Below are 14,383 nucleotides of genomic sequence, written 5' to 3'. Positions count from 1 at the left end.
GGGACGCCCTTGAAACGCCTCTGGACGGCCGGGAAGGCCGCGTGGCGCGTCAGGACCCCTGCTGGCCGCCCTGGTCGCCCTGCGCGCCGTCCTGGCGCTGGCCCTGCTGGCCCTGACCGGACGAGTGGTCGATGTACTGGCCCGCCTTCTCCTGGCCCTTGTCGACCTTGTCGGCGTACTTGCCGCCGGTCTTCTCGTCGACCGTGTCCCCGGCCTTGTCCACGCCCTTCTTGGCCTGGTCGGGATGCTGGCCGAGCATCTCCTTCACCTTGTCGATGATCGACATGGGAATCCTCCCCCGAGGTCGTCCGGCGTCGCGGCCCCCAAGTGGTGGGAGGCGGCCTGCGGCGCCCGTACAGTCCGATCCATACCCACTGAGTTGCCAGAATTAGCCCGTGAGCTCTCCTGATGTGATCGCCGTGGTCGGCCCGACCGCCGCCGGGAAGTCCGATCTGGCCGTCGAACTGGCGCTGCGGCTGCCCGGCGAGGCGGTGAACGCCGACTCCATGCAGTTCTACCGGGGCATGGACGTCGGCACCGCGAAGCTGTCGGCGGACGAGATGCGCGGCGTTCCGCACCACCTGCTCGACATCTGGGACGTCACGGTCACCGCGAGCGTCGCCGAGTTCCAGCGGCTCAGCGCCGAGGCGTTCGCCGAGGTGCGCGGGCGTGGGCGGGTGCCGGTGCTGGTCGGCGGGTCCGGCCTATACGTGCGCGCGGCGCTGGACGAGATGGAGTTCCCCGGCACCGATCCGTCCGTCCGGGCGCGGTTGGAGGACGAACTGGCCGAGGTCGGTTCGGGGGTGCTCCACGCGCGCCTGCGCGAGCTCGACCCCAAGGCCGCCGACGCGATCCTGCCCAGCAACGGGCGGCGGATCGTCCGGGCGCTGGAGGTCATCGAGATCACCGGACGGGCCTTCACCGCGACCCTGCCCGAGCACCGCTACCGGTACGGCTCGGTCGTGCAGATCGGCCTGGAGGTGCCGCGTCCCGAGCTGGACGAGCGGATCGCGCTCCGGGTCGACCGCATGTGGGAGGCCGGGCTCGTGGACGAGGTCCGCGCCCTGGAGAAGCAGGGCCTGCGGGACGGCCTGACCGCCGGCCGCGCCCTCGGGTACGCCCAGGTCCTGCGGTTCCTGGCGGGGGAGTGGACCGAGGCCGAGGCCAAGGACGAGACGGTCCGGGCGACCCGCCGGTTCGCGCGGCGGCAGGAGTCCTGGTTCCGGCGCGACCCGCGCGTCGTCTGGCTGCCCTACGACGCCCCCGACCTCGTGGAACGCGCCCTGAGCCTGCTGTGAGGGCGCTCTCGGCCCGCTCTCGAGGGGGCGCTCCGGCGGGGTAATACGATCGAACGCATGCGTTTCATCAAGGGCCACGGCACCGAGAACGACTTCGTCATCCTTCCCGACCCGGAAGGGGCCCTTGACCTGACCGCCGAAGCGGTCGCCCGCCTGTGCGACCGGCACGCGGGGATCGGCGGGGACGGGGTCCTGCGGGTCGTCCGCACCAAGGTCGCCGGGGAGCCGGCCGTCGAGGGCCTGGCCGCCGAGTGGTTCATGGACTACCGCAACGCCGACGGCAGCATCGCCGAGATGTGCGGGAACGGCATCCGGGTGTTCGCCCGGTACCTCGTGGACGCCGGGCTCGCCGAGCCGGGCGAGTGGGACATCGCGACCCGCGCCGGGCTGCGCCGGGTCAGGCTCGGGACGTCCGGGGACGTCCGGGTCGAGATGAACCAGCCGGTCTACCTGGGGGAGTCCGAGGCGACCGTGGCGGGCGAGACGTTCGGCGGCGTCCGTGTCTCCATGGGCAACCCGCACCTGGCCTGCCTTGTGGACCGCCCCCTCGCGGAGCTGGATCTGTGCCATGCGCCCGGGTTCGACCCGTCCGCGTTCCCCGAGGGCGTGAACATCGAATTCTTCCGTCTTTTGGGCGAACGTCACGTCGAGATGCGAGTCTACGAACGCGGTTCGGGTGAGACCCGTTCGTGCGGCACGGGCACGGTGGCCGTCGCCGTGGCCGCCGCGCTCGGCGGATCCGTCCCGTCCGGGCCCTCGGACCTGCCGGCCGGGGAGTGGACCGTGGACGTCCCGGGCGGCCGGGTTACGGTGTCTCTGGAGGCCGGGACCAGCTTCCTGGCCGGTCCGGCCGTCCTGGTGGCCGAAGGGGAGACCCGGCCCGATTGGCTGTAGTCAAATATGACTATTTTTCGTCCCGGGTGACTCGGGACTCCCGTCCCTGACGCCAGGGCCTCTCCGTCGCCTACTTTCTGGGTGCACACCTCGGGTGGCGAGCACACCTCAAGGTGCAGGCCGCGCGGGCCGGGATGGGAGCCTCGGAACCGCAGCGGTGTTCGAGGGCCGGTGGCGACCTTCTTGGCGGGGGGCGGTCACCGGCCCTCACCATGTCCGCCGTCGGTCCGATCAGCGGCGTTCGGCGGGCGCGTGAGCCCGCGAGGCGCTTTCGGGGGCGAGCCGCCCGTTCTCATGTGGTCCGGGCACACCGTCCGACTCGGCCGGCGGACTCCCGAGCGACGGGCCCGGCGGAGCCCCGGACAGCGGCAGCCGCGCGCGGACCAGCGTCCCGCCCTCCGGACGGCGGCTGACGGTGCAGGATCCGCCCAGTTCGGCGGCCCGCTCCCGCATCGACGACATCCCGACCCCGGCCCGGACGTCCTTCGGCAGCCCCACCCCGTCGTCCCGGACGGTCACGTCCAGGTCGCCGCTCAGGTCCAGCCGGACGACCGCCCGGGCGGCCTTCGCGTGCCGGTACACGTTGGTCAGGGCCTCCTGGACGATCCGGTACGCCGCGACCTCGGCCGCCGCCGGGAGCGCGGCCAGGTCGCCCTCGACCTCCACGTCCACCCGCGGCCCGTGCCCGCCGCTGCCGACCACGCCGCCGAGCGCGCGGATCGCCCCGGCGAGGCCGAGGTCGTCCAGGGCGGGCGGACGCAGCCCGTAGACCAGGTCCCGCAGCTCGCCGATCGTCCGGCCCATGGTGCTGCGCAGCCGCTCCAGCATCCCGTCGGCGGCCTCCGGGTCGCTGCGCATCGTGATCCGCGCCGCGTCCACGGTCATGGCGAGGCTGGCCAGGGTCGGGCCGAGCCCGTCGTGCAGGTCGCGGCGGAGGCGGCGGCGCTCCTCCTCGCGGGTGCGCAGGATCCGCTCGCGCGAGCGCTGCACGTCCATCGCGAGCCGGGCGGCGTTGGCGAGCTCGGCCAGGTTGCGGGCGAGGATCCCGGCGAGCCGGGCGTCCGGGACGCGGACGCCGCTGAAGATCATCCGGCCGACCGGCTCGCCGTGCCAGACCAGCGGGACCCGCTGCGAGCGCGCGTCCGGCGCGCCGTCCTCGACCAGCGCGGCGAGGTTGCCGTCCCGGTCCAGCACCTCGATCGCGACGCCGGACGCGTGCAGCGCCTCCCGGACGGCCGAGGCGGCGGTCGCGAGTGCCGCGGACGGGTCGGACGCGGTCTGCAGGCGCCGTTGCAGCCGGTCGGCGAGCCGGTAGGGGTCGCGTTCGCGGTGCAGCATCCGGTCCACGCCGCGCTGCAGCTGCCGCCGGGTGGGCTCGAACACCACGCCCGCCGCGACCGCGCCCGCGAGGCCCGCCATCCCGCCGTGGTCGGACGCGAACAGGCTGACCGTGCCGACGAGCGTGAAGTACACGCCGGTGATCACGCCGACCAGCCCGGCGTACACCAGGGTCCGGTTGATCACGACGTCGATGTCGTACAGCCGGTACCGGGTGATCGCGATGGCGACGCAGATCGGGATGGTGACGATCGCGGTGTCCCGGACGAGGTCCCCGACGCGGGTGCTCTCCCCGACGTAGATGATCACCTCGGTGAGCAGGCCCGGGTAGACGACCCACGCGATCTGCCGCCGCACGTCGGGCGAGGCCCGCCGGAACCGGACCGCCAGCGACGCCAGCGAGAGGACCAGCGTCGCCACGGTCAGCATCGCGATCACCGGCGGGATCGACTGCAGCGGGTAGACCGAGACGCCGTTGTGGAACCGCCGCACACCCGGATCGATCGTCAGGTGGACGGCCACCACCACCGGAACGAGGCAGGCCAGCACGAGGAGCGGGCGGAACCGCGTGGACACGAGCCGTCCGTCCGGGAACACCTGGGGAAGGACGAGGGTGAGCGTGTAGGTGTCGACCGCCCACAGCCAGTGGCTCAGCCAGACGGGCAGCCACGCGCCGGGCCAGTGGTGGAGCTGCGCGAGCGGCGCGAGGTTCAGCGACAGGACGTAGACCGCCGCGCTGATCCCGGCCCCGAGCATCAGCAGCCCGACCCGCCGTCCGGTCCGGTGCGTCGCGAGCAGCGCGCCGACCGGCGTCCAGGCCAGCGCGACGAACACCTCCGGGTGCCACCACACCATCCGCCGGTCGTCCGGCAGCCATTGGCCGAGCACGAGCGAGGTCGCGACCAGCAGCACTGCCGCCGCCGCGCCCGCCAGCGCCGCCCCTCCGGTGCTCCGGCCGATCCTCACCCTGCCCACTGCCTCTCCCGCGCCCCAGGTAATGAGATGTTAAAACGCTGAGGTGATGGCCACGCCATCGCACCTCGTCCGGTGATGGACGAGGTTGGGCGTGTGAGGAGTTTTCTAGCGCTTTTGCCGCGCGCGGGCGAGAGCAGGGGTCAGGACGACGTCACAGAGGCGGTGGTTCAGGCGGTCACGGGGCCGGCCGCAGGCGCGTCCTTGAGGGCGGTCATGGGGAACAGGGCCCGGACGCCCGCCGCGAACTCCTCGGGTGTCACGTCGTCGAGCAGCAGGTGCTGAAGGATGAACCCCGGGAACAGGCCGAACAGCACCCGGCCGGCCGCGTTCGCGTCGATGTCGGCGGGCAGCCGCCCGGCGTCGGCGAGCCGCCGGACGTAGGTCACCCAGTGATCGCGCGAGGTGTGCATGGTCTGCCGCACCTTCGCGCTGATCTGCCCGTCGTGCGCGGCCATCGCCCAGGCCTGGATGGCGAGTCGCGCGGGCCCGTCGTCGCTCGCGAGCTCGACGATCCGCTCGCACATCGCCAGGCAGAGCCGGTCCGGGGCGGGCAGTGGATCGGTGTCCACCAGCGCGGACAGCACCTTCTGCAGCTCACCGCCGCCCGTCGCGACGATCTCGTCCACGATCTCGCTCTTGCTCTTGAAGTACCGGTAGACGGCTCCGGCCGACAGACCCGCCTCAGCGAAGATGTCCTGCATCGACGTCTCGTACAGGCCGTTGCGGATGAAGCAGACGCGGGCCGCGTCGATGATCTGGCGGCGGCGGCGTTCCAGGTGCTCTTCGCTGACTCGGGGCATGACCCCAAACTAAAACGAACGTTCGTTCTTGACAAGTCGCCGGGGCGATGGGACGGTGACGGGGAACTTAAAGAGAACGAACGTCCGCTTTTATTGGAGGCGGCCATGACCGCAGACCTCCCCTCGGGCACCGCTCGCCGCGCCGGTTCCGGCGCGTCCGCCCGCCGAGCCCTGGTGATCGCGCTCGGCGTGGCGCTGCTCCAGCTGGTGATGATCACCGCCTTCGCCTGGCCGTCGGCGAAGGTCGCGCCGCGCGAGGTGCCGATCGTCGTCGCCGGCCCCGGCGCCGAGGCGGTCGCCACCCGCCTCGACCAGGAGCGGCCCGGCATGTTCGACCTGAAGATCCGTCCGGACGAGGCGTCCGCCCGTCGGGCCCTCCTCGACCGGGACGCCTATGGCGCGATCGTGGTCGCACCGACCGGCCCCCGCGTCCTGGTGGCGTCCGCCGCGTCGCCGGTGATCGCGCAGCAGCTCGGCCAGATGGCCGCGCAGCTTCCCCCGCCCGGCCGTTCCGCCGACGCGGGCCGCGCGGCCCCCGCCGTCCAGGACGTGGTGCCGGCCGCGGCCGGCGACCCGCGCGGCATCGGGTTCGGCGCCATGGTGCTGCCGCTGATCATGTCCGGAATCGCCGGCGCCGTCCTGCTCACCCTGGCCGTCCGGTCCGTCGCGTGGCGGTTCGCCGGAGTGCTGCTCTTCGCGATCGCCGGCGGGTTCGGTTCCGCCTGGCTGGCCCGGTACGGACTGTCCCTGCTGCCCGGTTCGTACCTCGAGATCGCGGGCGTGACGGGCCTGTCGATCCTGGCGTGCGCCGCGACGGTCGCGGGCCTGGCCGCCCTCCTCGGACGGCCCGGGCTCGGGCTCGGCGGCCTGACCCTCCTGCTGATCGGCAACCCGCTGTCGGCGGCGACCTCCGCCCCCGAGATGCTGCCCCGCCCGTGGGGCGAGATCGGCCAGTACCTCCCGCCCGGCGCCGCGGCCACGCTGATCCGCACGACGGCCTTCTTCGACGGCGCGAGCATCACGACCCCGCTCACGGTCCTGGGCGCCTGGGCACTCGGTGGCCTCCTCCTGCTGGCCCTCGGCGGCCTCCGCAACCGCGGGCGCGCGGTGCCCGCGCCCGCTCCCGAGTCCGAGCTCGCCCTGGCCTGACACGCCCGTACCGCACCTCCCCAAGGCGCACGATGCCCCCCACCGGGCAACGTGCGCCTTCGCCATGCAGGCCGCATGCACGGACGCTCATGCACGCGCGGGCCCCGCCTCGTGTGCGCGCGCGGGGATCGGGCTCGTGCGCGCGCGGGGGACGGGCTCGTGCGCGCGCGGGGGACGGGCTCGTGCGCGCGCGGGGGACGGGCTCGTGCGCGCGTGATCGCGTGGGCTCCGAATTCTTCGGTTGAATCCCTGCGCGGGACGTGAGCGATAAGTAGCATTCCGTGACCACCTAGCGTGTGGAGAGGAGAGGATGGCGGGCTTTCTGCTACGGCGTCTGGCCAACTACGCGGTCCTCGTGGTCCTGGCCGCGAGCCTCGCCTACGTCCTCGCCGCCTGCGCCCTGAATCCGCGCGCGAACCTCATGGACCGCAGTCCCCGTCCGTCCGCGTCCGTGGTGGACGCCGAGCTGACCCGGCTGAACCTCAACGACCGCACGCCGCTCGCGCATCGCTACCTGACCTGGGGGGACGGTGTGCTCCACGGCGACTTCGGGCACACGTGGGAGGGCGAGTCCGTCGACGGCGAGATGTGGCGGCGCGCGTGGGTGAGCCTGCGGCTGCTGCTCGGCGGCGCCGTGCTGGGCGGGGTGCTCGGCGTGCTGTTCGGCGCGTTCGGCGCGATGCGCCGCGACCGGTTCCCCGACAGGGCCGCCACCTACGGTTCGTACCTGCTGCTGTCGGTGCCGGTGTTCGTGCTGGCCGTCCTGCTCCAGTACGCGGCCGAGCGGGTGAACGCGATGACCGGCACGCAGTTGTTCGCGTGGGTGGGGGAGTCCACACCGGGCGCGGGCGACGGCACGTTCGGCGGGCTCGACGCGTTCGCCGACCGGGTGCGGCACCTGCTGTTGCCGATGCTCACGATCGCGTTCGGGCAGGCGGCCCTGTACGCGCGCTACCAGCGCGGGCTGATGCTGGACGTGCTGGGCGCCGACTTCGTCCGGACGGCGCGCGCGAAGGGCCTGACACGCCGGGCCGCGCTGCTGCGGCACGGGCTGCGCACCGCGCTGATCCCGATGACCACGTACTTCTCCTACACGTTCGGGATGCTGCTGCTCGGCTCGATGTTCACCGAGAAGATCTTCGGCTGGCACGGGATGGGCGAGTGGCTCGTGGACTCGATCTCGCGCGGGGATGTCAACGTGGTCGCCGCGACGGCCTGCTTCGCCGCCGTGACCGTCCTGCTCGCCGGGGTGTGCTCGGACGTCCTGTACGGGATCCTCGACCCCCGCGTGCGCACGAGGGCGAGGTGACGGGCGCGATGCGGGGGCGTCCGGGGCGGGGGCGGGCGATCGCGGGGGCGGTCCTGTTGTTCCTGCTGTTCCTGCTCGCGTTCGCGGGGCCGCTGGTGTCGCCATGGGGCTGGGACGACATCGACTTCACGGCGTTCCTGAGCCCACCGTCCGCGCAGCACTGGTTCGGGACCACGCAGAGCGGCCGGGACGTGTTCGCGCTGACCCTCCGCGGGATGCAGAAGTCACTGATCATCGGCCTGTCGGTCGCCGTGCTGTCGACCGGCCTCGCGGCGGTCGTCGGGACCGTCGCGGGATACCTCGGCGGCTGGGCGGACCGGGCGCTCATGTGGGGCGTGGACCTGCTGCTCGTCCTGCCGTCCTTCCTGGTCGTGGCGGTCCTGTCGCCCGCGCTGGGCGGCAGCTGGCAGGCGCTGGTGGGGCTGCTCGCAGCGTTCCTGTGGATGGTGACGGCGCGGATGGTGCGCGGCATGACCGTGTCGCTGCGCGAGCGCGAGTGGGTGCTCGCGGCGCGGTTCCTGGGCGTCGGCGCGGGGCGCACGATCGTCCGGCACGTCCTGCCGCACCTGGCGTCGCTGCTGCTGGTGGACGCGGCGGTGAACGTGAGCGTCGCGATCCTCGCCGAGTCCGGACTGTCCTATTTCGGGTTCGGGGTGCGGCCGCCGGACACCTCGCTCGGCACGGTGATCGCGGAGAGCCGCGGCTCGGCGACGGTCTTCCCGTGGCTGTTCGGGTTCGCCGCCGGGCTGCTCGTGCTGATCGTGCTGGCGGTGAACCTCCTCGCGGACGGGCTGCGCGACGTGCTCGACCCGCAGCTGAGCCCGGTGTCCGACGCGTCCGAGCCGTCCGGTTCGGGGCCGTCCCGCCGTGCGGACGCGGCGGACGGCACGCGGGCCGGCGCAGGGGAACCCGCCGTGGAAGGGAGCGCCGGATGAACCCGCATGGGATCGGGATGAACGTGCTGGAGGTCCGGGACCTCAGCGTCACCTACCGGCCGGACGTCCGGGCCGTCCGCGGGGTGAGCCTCTCGGTCGGGCGAGGCCAGGTGCTCGGCGTGGTCGGCGAGTCGGGCTCGGGCAAGACGGCGGTCGCCCTGGCCGTCCTCGGGCTTCTGCCGGAGCGGACGAAGGTCACCGGGTCGGTGCGCCTGCGCGGGCGCGAGCTGCTCGGACTGTCGGACGGCGAGATGTCCCGTATCCGTGGCAAGGACCTGGCGATGGTGTTCCAGGACCCGCTGTCCTCGCTCACCCCCGTGCATGCGGTGGGGGACCAGATCGCGGAGGCGATCCGCATCCATTCTGGGGCGACCAGGGGCGCGGCTCGTGCGCGCGCGGTGGAACTGCTGGACCTGGTCGGCATCCCCGACGCCGCGCGCCGCTGCCGCGCGCATCCGCACGAGTTCTCCGGCGGCATGCGCCAGCGCGTCATGATCGCGATGGCGGTCGCCAACGACCCGCTCGCGATCGTCGCCGACGAGCCCACGACCGCCCTGGACGTGACGCTCCAGGCGCAGGTGCTGGACGTGCTGCGGACGGCGGGCGAGGCGGCCGGCGCGGCGATCCTGATGATCACCCACGACCTCGGCATGATCGCCGGGTTCGCCGACCGGGTGCTGGTGATGTACGCGGGCCGGGCGGTGGAGAGCGGCCCGGTCGAGGACATCTACCGGCGGCCCCGGATGCCGTACACGATCGGGCTGCTGCGCTCGCTGCCCCGCCTGGACGGCGTGGGCGGCCGCCCGGTCCCGATCGACGGTGCGCCGCCGCCGCTCAACGCGCTCCCACCCGGCTGCCCGTTCGCCCCGCGCTGCCCCATCGCCATCTCGGCCTGCAGGGACGAGGAGCCGCTGCTGCTCCCGGTCGGGCGTCCCGGACATGCCGCCGCGTGCGTCAACACCCCCGCGACGCGCGACCCGGACGCCGTGTTCCCGCTGACGTCCACTGAGCTCTTCCCACCGGACGGCCCGCACGACGCCACGCGCGCACGTACGAGCCGTGAGGCGGTCCTGGACGTCAAGGATCTCCACCGCTTCCACGTCGAGCACAGGAGTCCGTTCGGACGCGGGACGGGAGTCCTACGAGCGGTGGACGGCGTCACCTTCGACATCCGCGCGGGCGAGACGCTGGGGCTGGTCGGGGAATCGGGGTGCGGCAAGACGACCGTCCTGATGGAGGTCCTCGCGATGGCGCGGACCCGGCACGGTGGTCGGATCGAGGTTTTCGGCGAGGACACCGCCAGTTTGAACGGCGCGGGACGTAAGGCCCTGCGTCGCAACGTCCAGGTCGTGTTCCAGGACCCGTTCAGTTCGCTCGATCCCAGGATGCGGGTCTCAGGAATCCTCGCCGAACCGCTGAGCACCCATGGCTTTCCTACCGAACACATTCCCGATCGCGTCCAGGAGCTGCTCAAGCTCGTCGGCCTAGAGCCATCGCACGCAGGCCGTCATCCGCATGGTCTCTCTGGAGGACAGAGGCAGCGCGTGGCGATCGCTCGTGCGCTGGCGTTGGAACCGGGCCTGGTCCTGTTGGACGAGCCCGTCGCCGCACTGGATGTGTCCGTGCAGGCCGGAATCATCGATCTGCTTGAGGAGCTGAGGGCCCGGCTAGGGCTGGCGTACCTGTTCGTCGCGCACGACCTGGCTGTGGTGCGGCGCGTGGCCGACCGGATAGCCGTGATGCATCGGGGACGGATCGTAGAGATCGGCGACGTCGAGCACGTCTACGAAACTCCTGCGCACCCGTACACCTGCGCGCTGCTGGACGCCGTCCCGATCCCCGATCCAGTGCTGGAACGCAAGCGCGGACGCGTTCGGCTGCCGGACGTTCCGCCCGACGCGCCACGCTTGGAACGAGGATGCCGCTTCCGGCAGCGTTGCCCGCGCTATCTGGCACTGTCCGAAGAGTCGCGGACGCGTTGTGACAAGGAGGATCCCGAGTCCCGAGCCGTCGACGGGGAACCGGACCGGATGGTCGCCTGCCACTATGCGCTGGGCGTCAGCGCATGATCGTGCGGCCTTGGAACACCCTCGTCGTCGCTTCGGCGTGCGTGGCGGCAGGGTGCAGCGCGCCGGGTTACTCGTCCTCGATGGCGTCGGCGGGTGACGGCCAGCCGCCCGCCTACGACGTGAACCGCCAGCCGCGCGACCACATCCGCTTCGGTGGGACGCTGCGTTGGCCGTTGCCCGAGTTCCCCGCGCAGTTCAACTTTCACCACGTCAACGGCGGGAAGGGGACGGTGGCCCTCGTCCTGCAGGGCGTCATGCCGTTCCTCATGCGCGCGGACGAGAAGGCCGTCCCGCATCTCGTGCCCGAGTTTCTGGAATCGGCGCGTGTCACCTCGACCAAGCCGCGCCAGGTCGTCACCTACCGGATCAACCCGCGCGCGCACTGGTCGAACGGCAGGCCCATCGGATACGCGGACTTCGCCGCACAGGCCCGGGCGCTCTCGGGACGCGACCCGCGCTTCCAGGTCGCGACCGTCACCGGCTACAAGGAGATCGTGAAGGTCCAGCGCGGCTCGAGCGACCGGGAGGTCAAGGTCGCCTTCGACCGTCCCTACGCGGACTGGCGCAGCCTGTTCAGCCCGCTCTATCCGGCCGCGACCAGCAGGAACCCGCGCGTGTTCAACGACGGCTGGGTGAACCGCGTGCCGGTGACCGCCGGGCCGTTCCGCGTCCGCCGGATCGACGAGACCTCCAAGACCGTCGAGCTCGTCCGGGATCCGGGCTGGTGGGGGCGGCCCGCCAAGCTGGACGGGATCGTCTTCCGCGCTCTGGACCCTGGCGCGATGCCGGGCGCGTTCGCCAACGGAGAGGTGGACCTGATGGACGTCGGCACCGACCCTGCCGGGCTGCGCCGCGCCGCCGAGCTCAGGGGCGCGCGGATCCGCCGCGCGGGCGGCCCCGACTGGCGGCACCTGACGTTCAACGCGGCCTCGCCGATGCTGTCCGACGTGCGGGTTCGGCGTGCGCTGTTCATGGCCGTGGACCGCGACGTGATCGTCCGGTCCGATCTGGCGGGGCTGGGCCGTCCGCCGCGTCCGCTGGGGAACCACTTCTACGTCAACACTCAGGCTGGATATCGGGACGACTCGGGTGACCTCGGCCGCTACGATCCGGACCGTGCCGGGCGGCTTCTGGACGAGGCCGGCTGGATCCGGCACGGCGCGCACCGGGTGAAGGACGGCCGGACGCTTGCGCTGCGCTTCGTCGTCCCGTCCGGTGTGGCGGTCAGTAGGCGCGAGGGTGAGTTGACCCGTGCGCTGCTCGCGCGCGTGGGTGTGCGCGTGGACATCGTGCCCGTCCCCACGGACGACCTGTTCGACCAGTACGTCGCACCCGGCAACTTCGACATTGTGCCGTTCTCCTGGCTCGGCACGGCCTTCCCGTTGTCTCCGCTGCGGTCGGTTTTCGCTCGTCCGCAGGGCGACCACATCCAGCAGAACTACGCGCGCGTGGGGTCGCCCGAGATCGACTCGGCCATGGACCGGGCGATAGGCGAGGTGGACACGGCTCGTGCGCGCAGGCTGATCAACGCGGCCGACAAGCTGGTCTGGCAGGAGGCGACGGTGTTGCCCCTCTACCAGCGTCCGCAGGTCGTCGCTGTGAAGTCGGGGCTCGCTAACCTGGGCGCGTGCGGATTCTGGGAGCCGGCCTTCGAGGACATCGGGTTCAGCGGCAGGAGCTAGGGGAGCGGGATCTGAACGCCCTTGCGGTCACTGGTGAACCGGACGTCCCACACGTAGAGGCGCAGGTCGCGCGACGAGGTGTCGGCGCTTACGGGCAGGTCGGACGCGACCCGCACGACGTAGGAGCCGCCTGCGGGCAGGACGGTGTCGCCGTCCTGGACGAAGGGCGCCTTGGCGTCGCCGATGCGGGCGGTGACCTCACTGTGGTTCGGCAGAGTGCACATGCTCTCGGGCACGCCGGGCTGGGGCATGCACCGTTCGCGCGCGGACGAGGGGACCGAGTCGCGCGGCATGAACAGGTCGGCGGGGAAGTCGAGCGGTATGGGACGGCGCTGGCTGTTGGTCAGGACGTAGTCCGCGTAGGCGTACGTCTCGCCTTCCTTGGGCGGCTGACCGGCCGGCAGGGGCTGCTTGTCGGTCCCTGAGCGGATGGCGGCGAGCGTGTAGCCGCGTAGCCCTCGGGCGTGGTGAAGCTGAGCTCACGCCCAGCCTTGGGCGCGGCCGCAGGGGTGGGGCCACCGGACGGGACGCCGCTGGGGGCAGGCCCCCGCTGCGAGGCGTCGCGGCCCGTCCCGGTCATCGAGGGCGAGCCGGGGGCGTCCGGGCCCGGCGGGGGGTGACGCCGGGATCCGGGTGAGCGTGATCGCGTTTCAGCGGGTGAGCAACGTTGCGGCGGAGTGCCCGCGGAGAGACGCGTCCAGCACCTGGGCGGTGTGCGCGACCGGGAGCGGCGTGCCCTGCCGTTCCAGGGCCTGGGCGATCTGGAGCGAGCATCCGGGGTTCGCGGCGACGAGGAGCTCCGCGCCGGCGGCGGCGACGTTCGCCGCCTTGCGATCGCCCAGTTCCGCCGCCGCGTCCGGCTGGAGCAGGTTGTAGGTGCCGGCCGAGCCACAGCAGATCTCCGGATCCGCGATCTCCTTCACGGTCAGCTCGGGGATGCCCGCCAGCAGCGCACGCGGCTGCGACCGCACCCCCTGTGCGTGCGCGAGGTGACAGGCGTCGTGATAGGCGACGGCCACCGGCAGGGGGTGCCGCTCCGCGCGCGGTCCGAGCTCGACCAGGAATTCGGCCAGGTCACGGGTCTTCTCCGAGAGAGCGCGCGCACGAGCGGACCAAGCGGGATCGTCCGCGAGCAGGGTCTCGTACTCCTTCATCGCCGAGCCGCAGCCCGCCGAGTTGACCACGATGACGTCCACACCCTCGAACGTCTCGACCGTCTTACGCGCGAACGCGCGGGCCTCCTCGTCGCGTCCCGAATGCAGTGACAACGCCCCGCAGCACCCCTGGTGACGCGGGATGAGCACGTCGCAGCCTTCCAGAGCCAGTACGCGTGCGGTCGCCGCGTTCACGCCGGGGAAGAACTCGCGCTGGACGCAGCCGGTGAGCATCCCGACCGTAGCCCGGTGCCCGCCGCGCGCGGACACCCGTTCGGGCAGCCTGGGGGCCTTCTGCGATGGCGGCGCGAGCCGTTCCATCGCCGCGAGGGTCGGGGAAAGACGCTCCAGGACGCCGCTACGCCTGATCAGGGTGGGCAGCCCGGAGCGCTGATAGGCCCGTAGCGGGCCTCGGAGTGCTCGTAGTCGATTCGGGTACGGGAACAGCCGGAAAATCGCCTCACGGACCGCTCGTTCGCTCCGCGAGCGAGGATGCTCGGTCTCGACCCGGGCCCGGGTGACCTCGATGAGCCGGTCGTACTGGACACCGGACGGGCACGCCGTCACGCACGCCATGCACCCCAGGCACGCGTCGAAGTGCTGCACCATGGCGTCGTCCAGGGGCGCGCCCTCCTCGTGCTGCTGCATGAGGTGGATGCGCCCGCGAGGCGAGTCCATCTCCTCTCCCCACAGCACGTAGGTAGGGCAGGTCGGCAGGCAGAAACCGCAGTGGACGCAGTCGTTCAGCAAGTCTGGGAGTTCGTCCGGCCGGGTCACGGG

The 14,383-nt window shown here is 72.2% G+C and carries 12 protein-coding genes; 7 read left to right on the top strand and 5 right to left on the bottom strand.

Annotation, left to right across the window (positions count from 1 at the left end; genetic code table 11):
- Positions 1–49: 49 nt before the first annotated feature.
- Positions 50–286 carry an antitoxin gene (locus tag AB0L06_RS15555; RefSeq protein WP_500231656.1) on the bottom strand — a complete coding sequence of 79 codons (237 nt, stop codon included), beginning with the start codon at positions 284–286 and terminating at the stop codon, positions 50–52.
- A gap of 124 nt (positions 287–410) precedes the next feature.
- Here AB0L06_RS15555 and miaA point away from each other — a divergent pair, with 124 nt between their 5' ends.
- Together miaA and dapF are read left to right on the top strand one after the other, a co-directional pair.
- Positions 411–1,298 (top strand): tRNA (adenosine(37)-N6)-dimethylallyltransferase MiaA, encoded by an 888-nt coding sequence (gene miaA, locus AB0L06_RS15550; RefSeq protein ID WP_500231770.1) that lies wholly within the window; start codon positions 411–413, stop codon positions 1,296–1,298.
- A gap of 57 nt (positions 1,299–1,355) precedes the next feature.
- Complete coding sequence (gene dapF / locus AB0L06_RS15545) at positions 1,356–2,192, top strand: diaminopimelate epimerase (protein WP_500231655.1); 837 nt, start codon at positions 1,356–1,358, stop codon at positions 2,190–2,192.
- 231 nt (positions 2,193–2,423) lie between these two features.
- Here dapF and AB0L06_RS15540 read toward each other — a convergent pair whose 3' ends face one another.
- Together AB0L06_RS15540 and AB0L06_RS15535 are read right to left on the bottom strand one after the other, a co-directional pair.
- Positions 2,424–4,505 (bottom strand): sensor histidine kinase, encoded by a 2,082-nt coding sequence (locus tag AB0L06_RS15540; protein ID WP_500231654.1) that lies wholly within the window; start codon positions 4,503–4,505, stop codon positions 2,424–2,426.
- A 167-nt stretch (positions 4,506–4,672) separates the two neighbouring features.
- A complete protein-coding gene (locus AB0L06_RS15535; protein WP_500231653.1) occupies positions 4,673–5,305 on the bottom strand; it encodes a TetR/AcrR family transcriptional regulator in 633 nt (210 codons plus the stop codon).
- Between the two features lie 105 nt (positions 5,306–5,410).
- On the opposite strand from AB0L06_RS15535, the gene AB0L06_RS15530 reads away from it, so the two are divergent.
- The 5 genes from AB0L06_RS15530 to AB0L06_RS15510 all read left to right on the top strand — a co-directional run bounded on the left by AB0L06_RS15530 (position 5,411) and on the right by AB0L06_RS15510 (position 12,449).
- Positions 5,411–6,454 carry a hypothetical protein gene (locus AB0L06_RS15530; RefSeq protein WP_500231652.1) on the top strand — a complete coding sequence of 348 codons (1,044 nt, stop codon included), beginning with the start codon at positions 5,411–5,413 and terminating at the stop codon, positions 6,452–6,454.
- A 310-nt stretch (positions 6,455–6,764) separates the two neighbouring features.
- Positions 6,765–7,763 (top strand): ABC transporter permease, encoded by a 999-nt coding sequence (locus AB0L06_RS15525; RefSeq protein WP_500231651.1) that lies wholly within the window; start codon positions 6,765–6,767, stop codon positions 7,761–7,763.
- 8 nt (positions 7,764–7,771) lie between these two features.
- Positions 7,772–8,698 carry an ABC transporter permease gene (locus AB0L06_RS15520; RefSeq protein ID WP_500231650.1) on the top strand — a complete coding sequence of 309 codons (927 nt, stop codon included), beginning with the start codon at positions 7,772–7,774 and terminating at the stop codon, positions 8,696–8,698.
- Positions 8,695–10,767 (top strand): dipeptide ABC transporter ATP-binding protein, encoded by a 2,073-nt coding sequence (locus tag AB0L06_RS15515; protein WP_500231649.1) that lies wholly within the window; start codon positions 8,695–8,697, stop codon positions 10,765–10,767. The genes AB0L06_RS15520 and AB0L06_RS15515 overlap by 4 nt, the downstream gene beginning before the upstream one ends.
- Positions 10,764–12,449, top strand: a complete 1,686-nt coding sequence (locus tag AB0L06_RS15510; RefSeq protein ID WP_500231648.1) for an ABC transporter family substrate-binding protein — start codon at positions 10,764–10,766, stop codon at positions 12,447–12,449. The genes AB0L06_RS15515 and AB0L06_RS15510 overlap by 4 nt, the downstream gene beginning before the upstream one ends.
- Here AB0L06_RS15510 and AB0L06_RS15505 read toward each other — a convergent pair.
- The gene (locus AB0L06_RS15505; protein ID WP_500231647.1) at positions 12,446–12,742 is read right to left on the bottom strand and encodes a hypothetical protein; all 297 of its coding nucleotides are present in this window, start codon (positions 12,740–12,742) and stop codon (positions 12,446–12,448) included. The two genes, AB0L06_RS15510 and AB0L06_RS15505, sit on opposite strands and share 4 nt — an antisense overlap.
- Before the next feature lie 357 nt (positions 12,743–13,099).
- A complete protein-coding gene (locus AB0L06_RS15500; RefSeq protein WP_500231646.1) occupies positions 13,100–14,380 on the bottom strand; it encodes a (Fe-S)-binding protein in 1,281 nt (426 codons plus the stop codon).
- Positions 14,381–14,383: the final 3 nt, after the last annotated feature.

Origin of the sequence: Spirillospora sp. NPDC052269 (genome assembly GCF_040679435.1) — a bacterium.
Lineage (GTDB): Bacteria > Actinomycetota > Actinomycetes > Streptosporangiales > Streptosporangiaceae > Spirillospora.
Note: the sequence above shows the minus strand (reverse complement) of the source record. Positions and strands in the feature narration are given on the sequence as shown.

What these genes read in the sequence shown, in the direction of transcription:
- AB0L06_RS15555 (WP_500231656.1), bottom strand. Translation starts at nt 286, where the DNA reads ATGTCGATCATCGACAAGGTGAAGGAGATGCTCGGCCAGCATCCCGAC.
- dapF (WP_500231655.1), top strand. Translation starts at nt 1,356, where the DNA reads ATGCGTTTCATCAAGGGCCACGGCACCGAGAACGACTTCGTCATCCTT.
- AB0L06_RS15535 (WP_500231653.1), bottom strand. Translation starts at nt 5,305, where the DNA reads ATGCCCCGAGTCAGCGAAGAGCACCTGGAACGCCGCCGCCGCCAGATC.
- AB0L06_RS15530 (WP_500231652.1), top strand. Translation starts at nt 5,411, where the DNA reads ATGACCGCAGACCTCCCCTCGGGCACCGCTCGCCGCGCCGGTTCCGGC.
- AB0L06_RS15525 (WP_500231651.1), top strand. Translation starts at nt 6,765, where the DNA reads ATGGCGGGCTTTCTGCTACGGCGTCTGGCCAACTACGCGGTCCTCGTG.
- AB0L06_RS15520 (WP_500231650.1), top strand. Translation starts at nt 7,772, where the DNA reads ATGCGGGGGCGTCCGGGGCGGGGGCGGGCGATCGCGGGGGCGGTCCTG.
- AB0L06_RS15515 (WP_500231649.1), top strand. Translation starts at nt 8,695, where the DNA reads ATGAACCCGCATGGGATCGGGATGAACGTGCTGGAGGTCCGGGACCTC.
- AB0L06_RS15510 (WP_500231648.1), top strand. Translation starts at nt 10,764, where the DNA reads ATGATCGTGCGGCCTTGGAACACCCTCGTCGTCGCTTCGGCGTGCGTG.
- AB0L06_RS15505 (WP_500231647.1), bottom strand. Translation starts at nt 12,742, where the DNA reads ATGCCGCGCGACTCGGTCCCCTCGTCCGCGCGCGAACGGTGCATGCCC.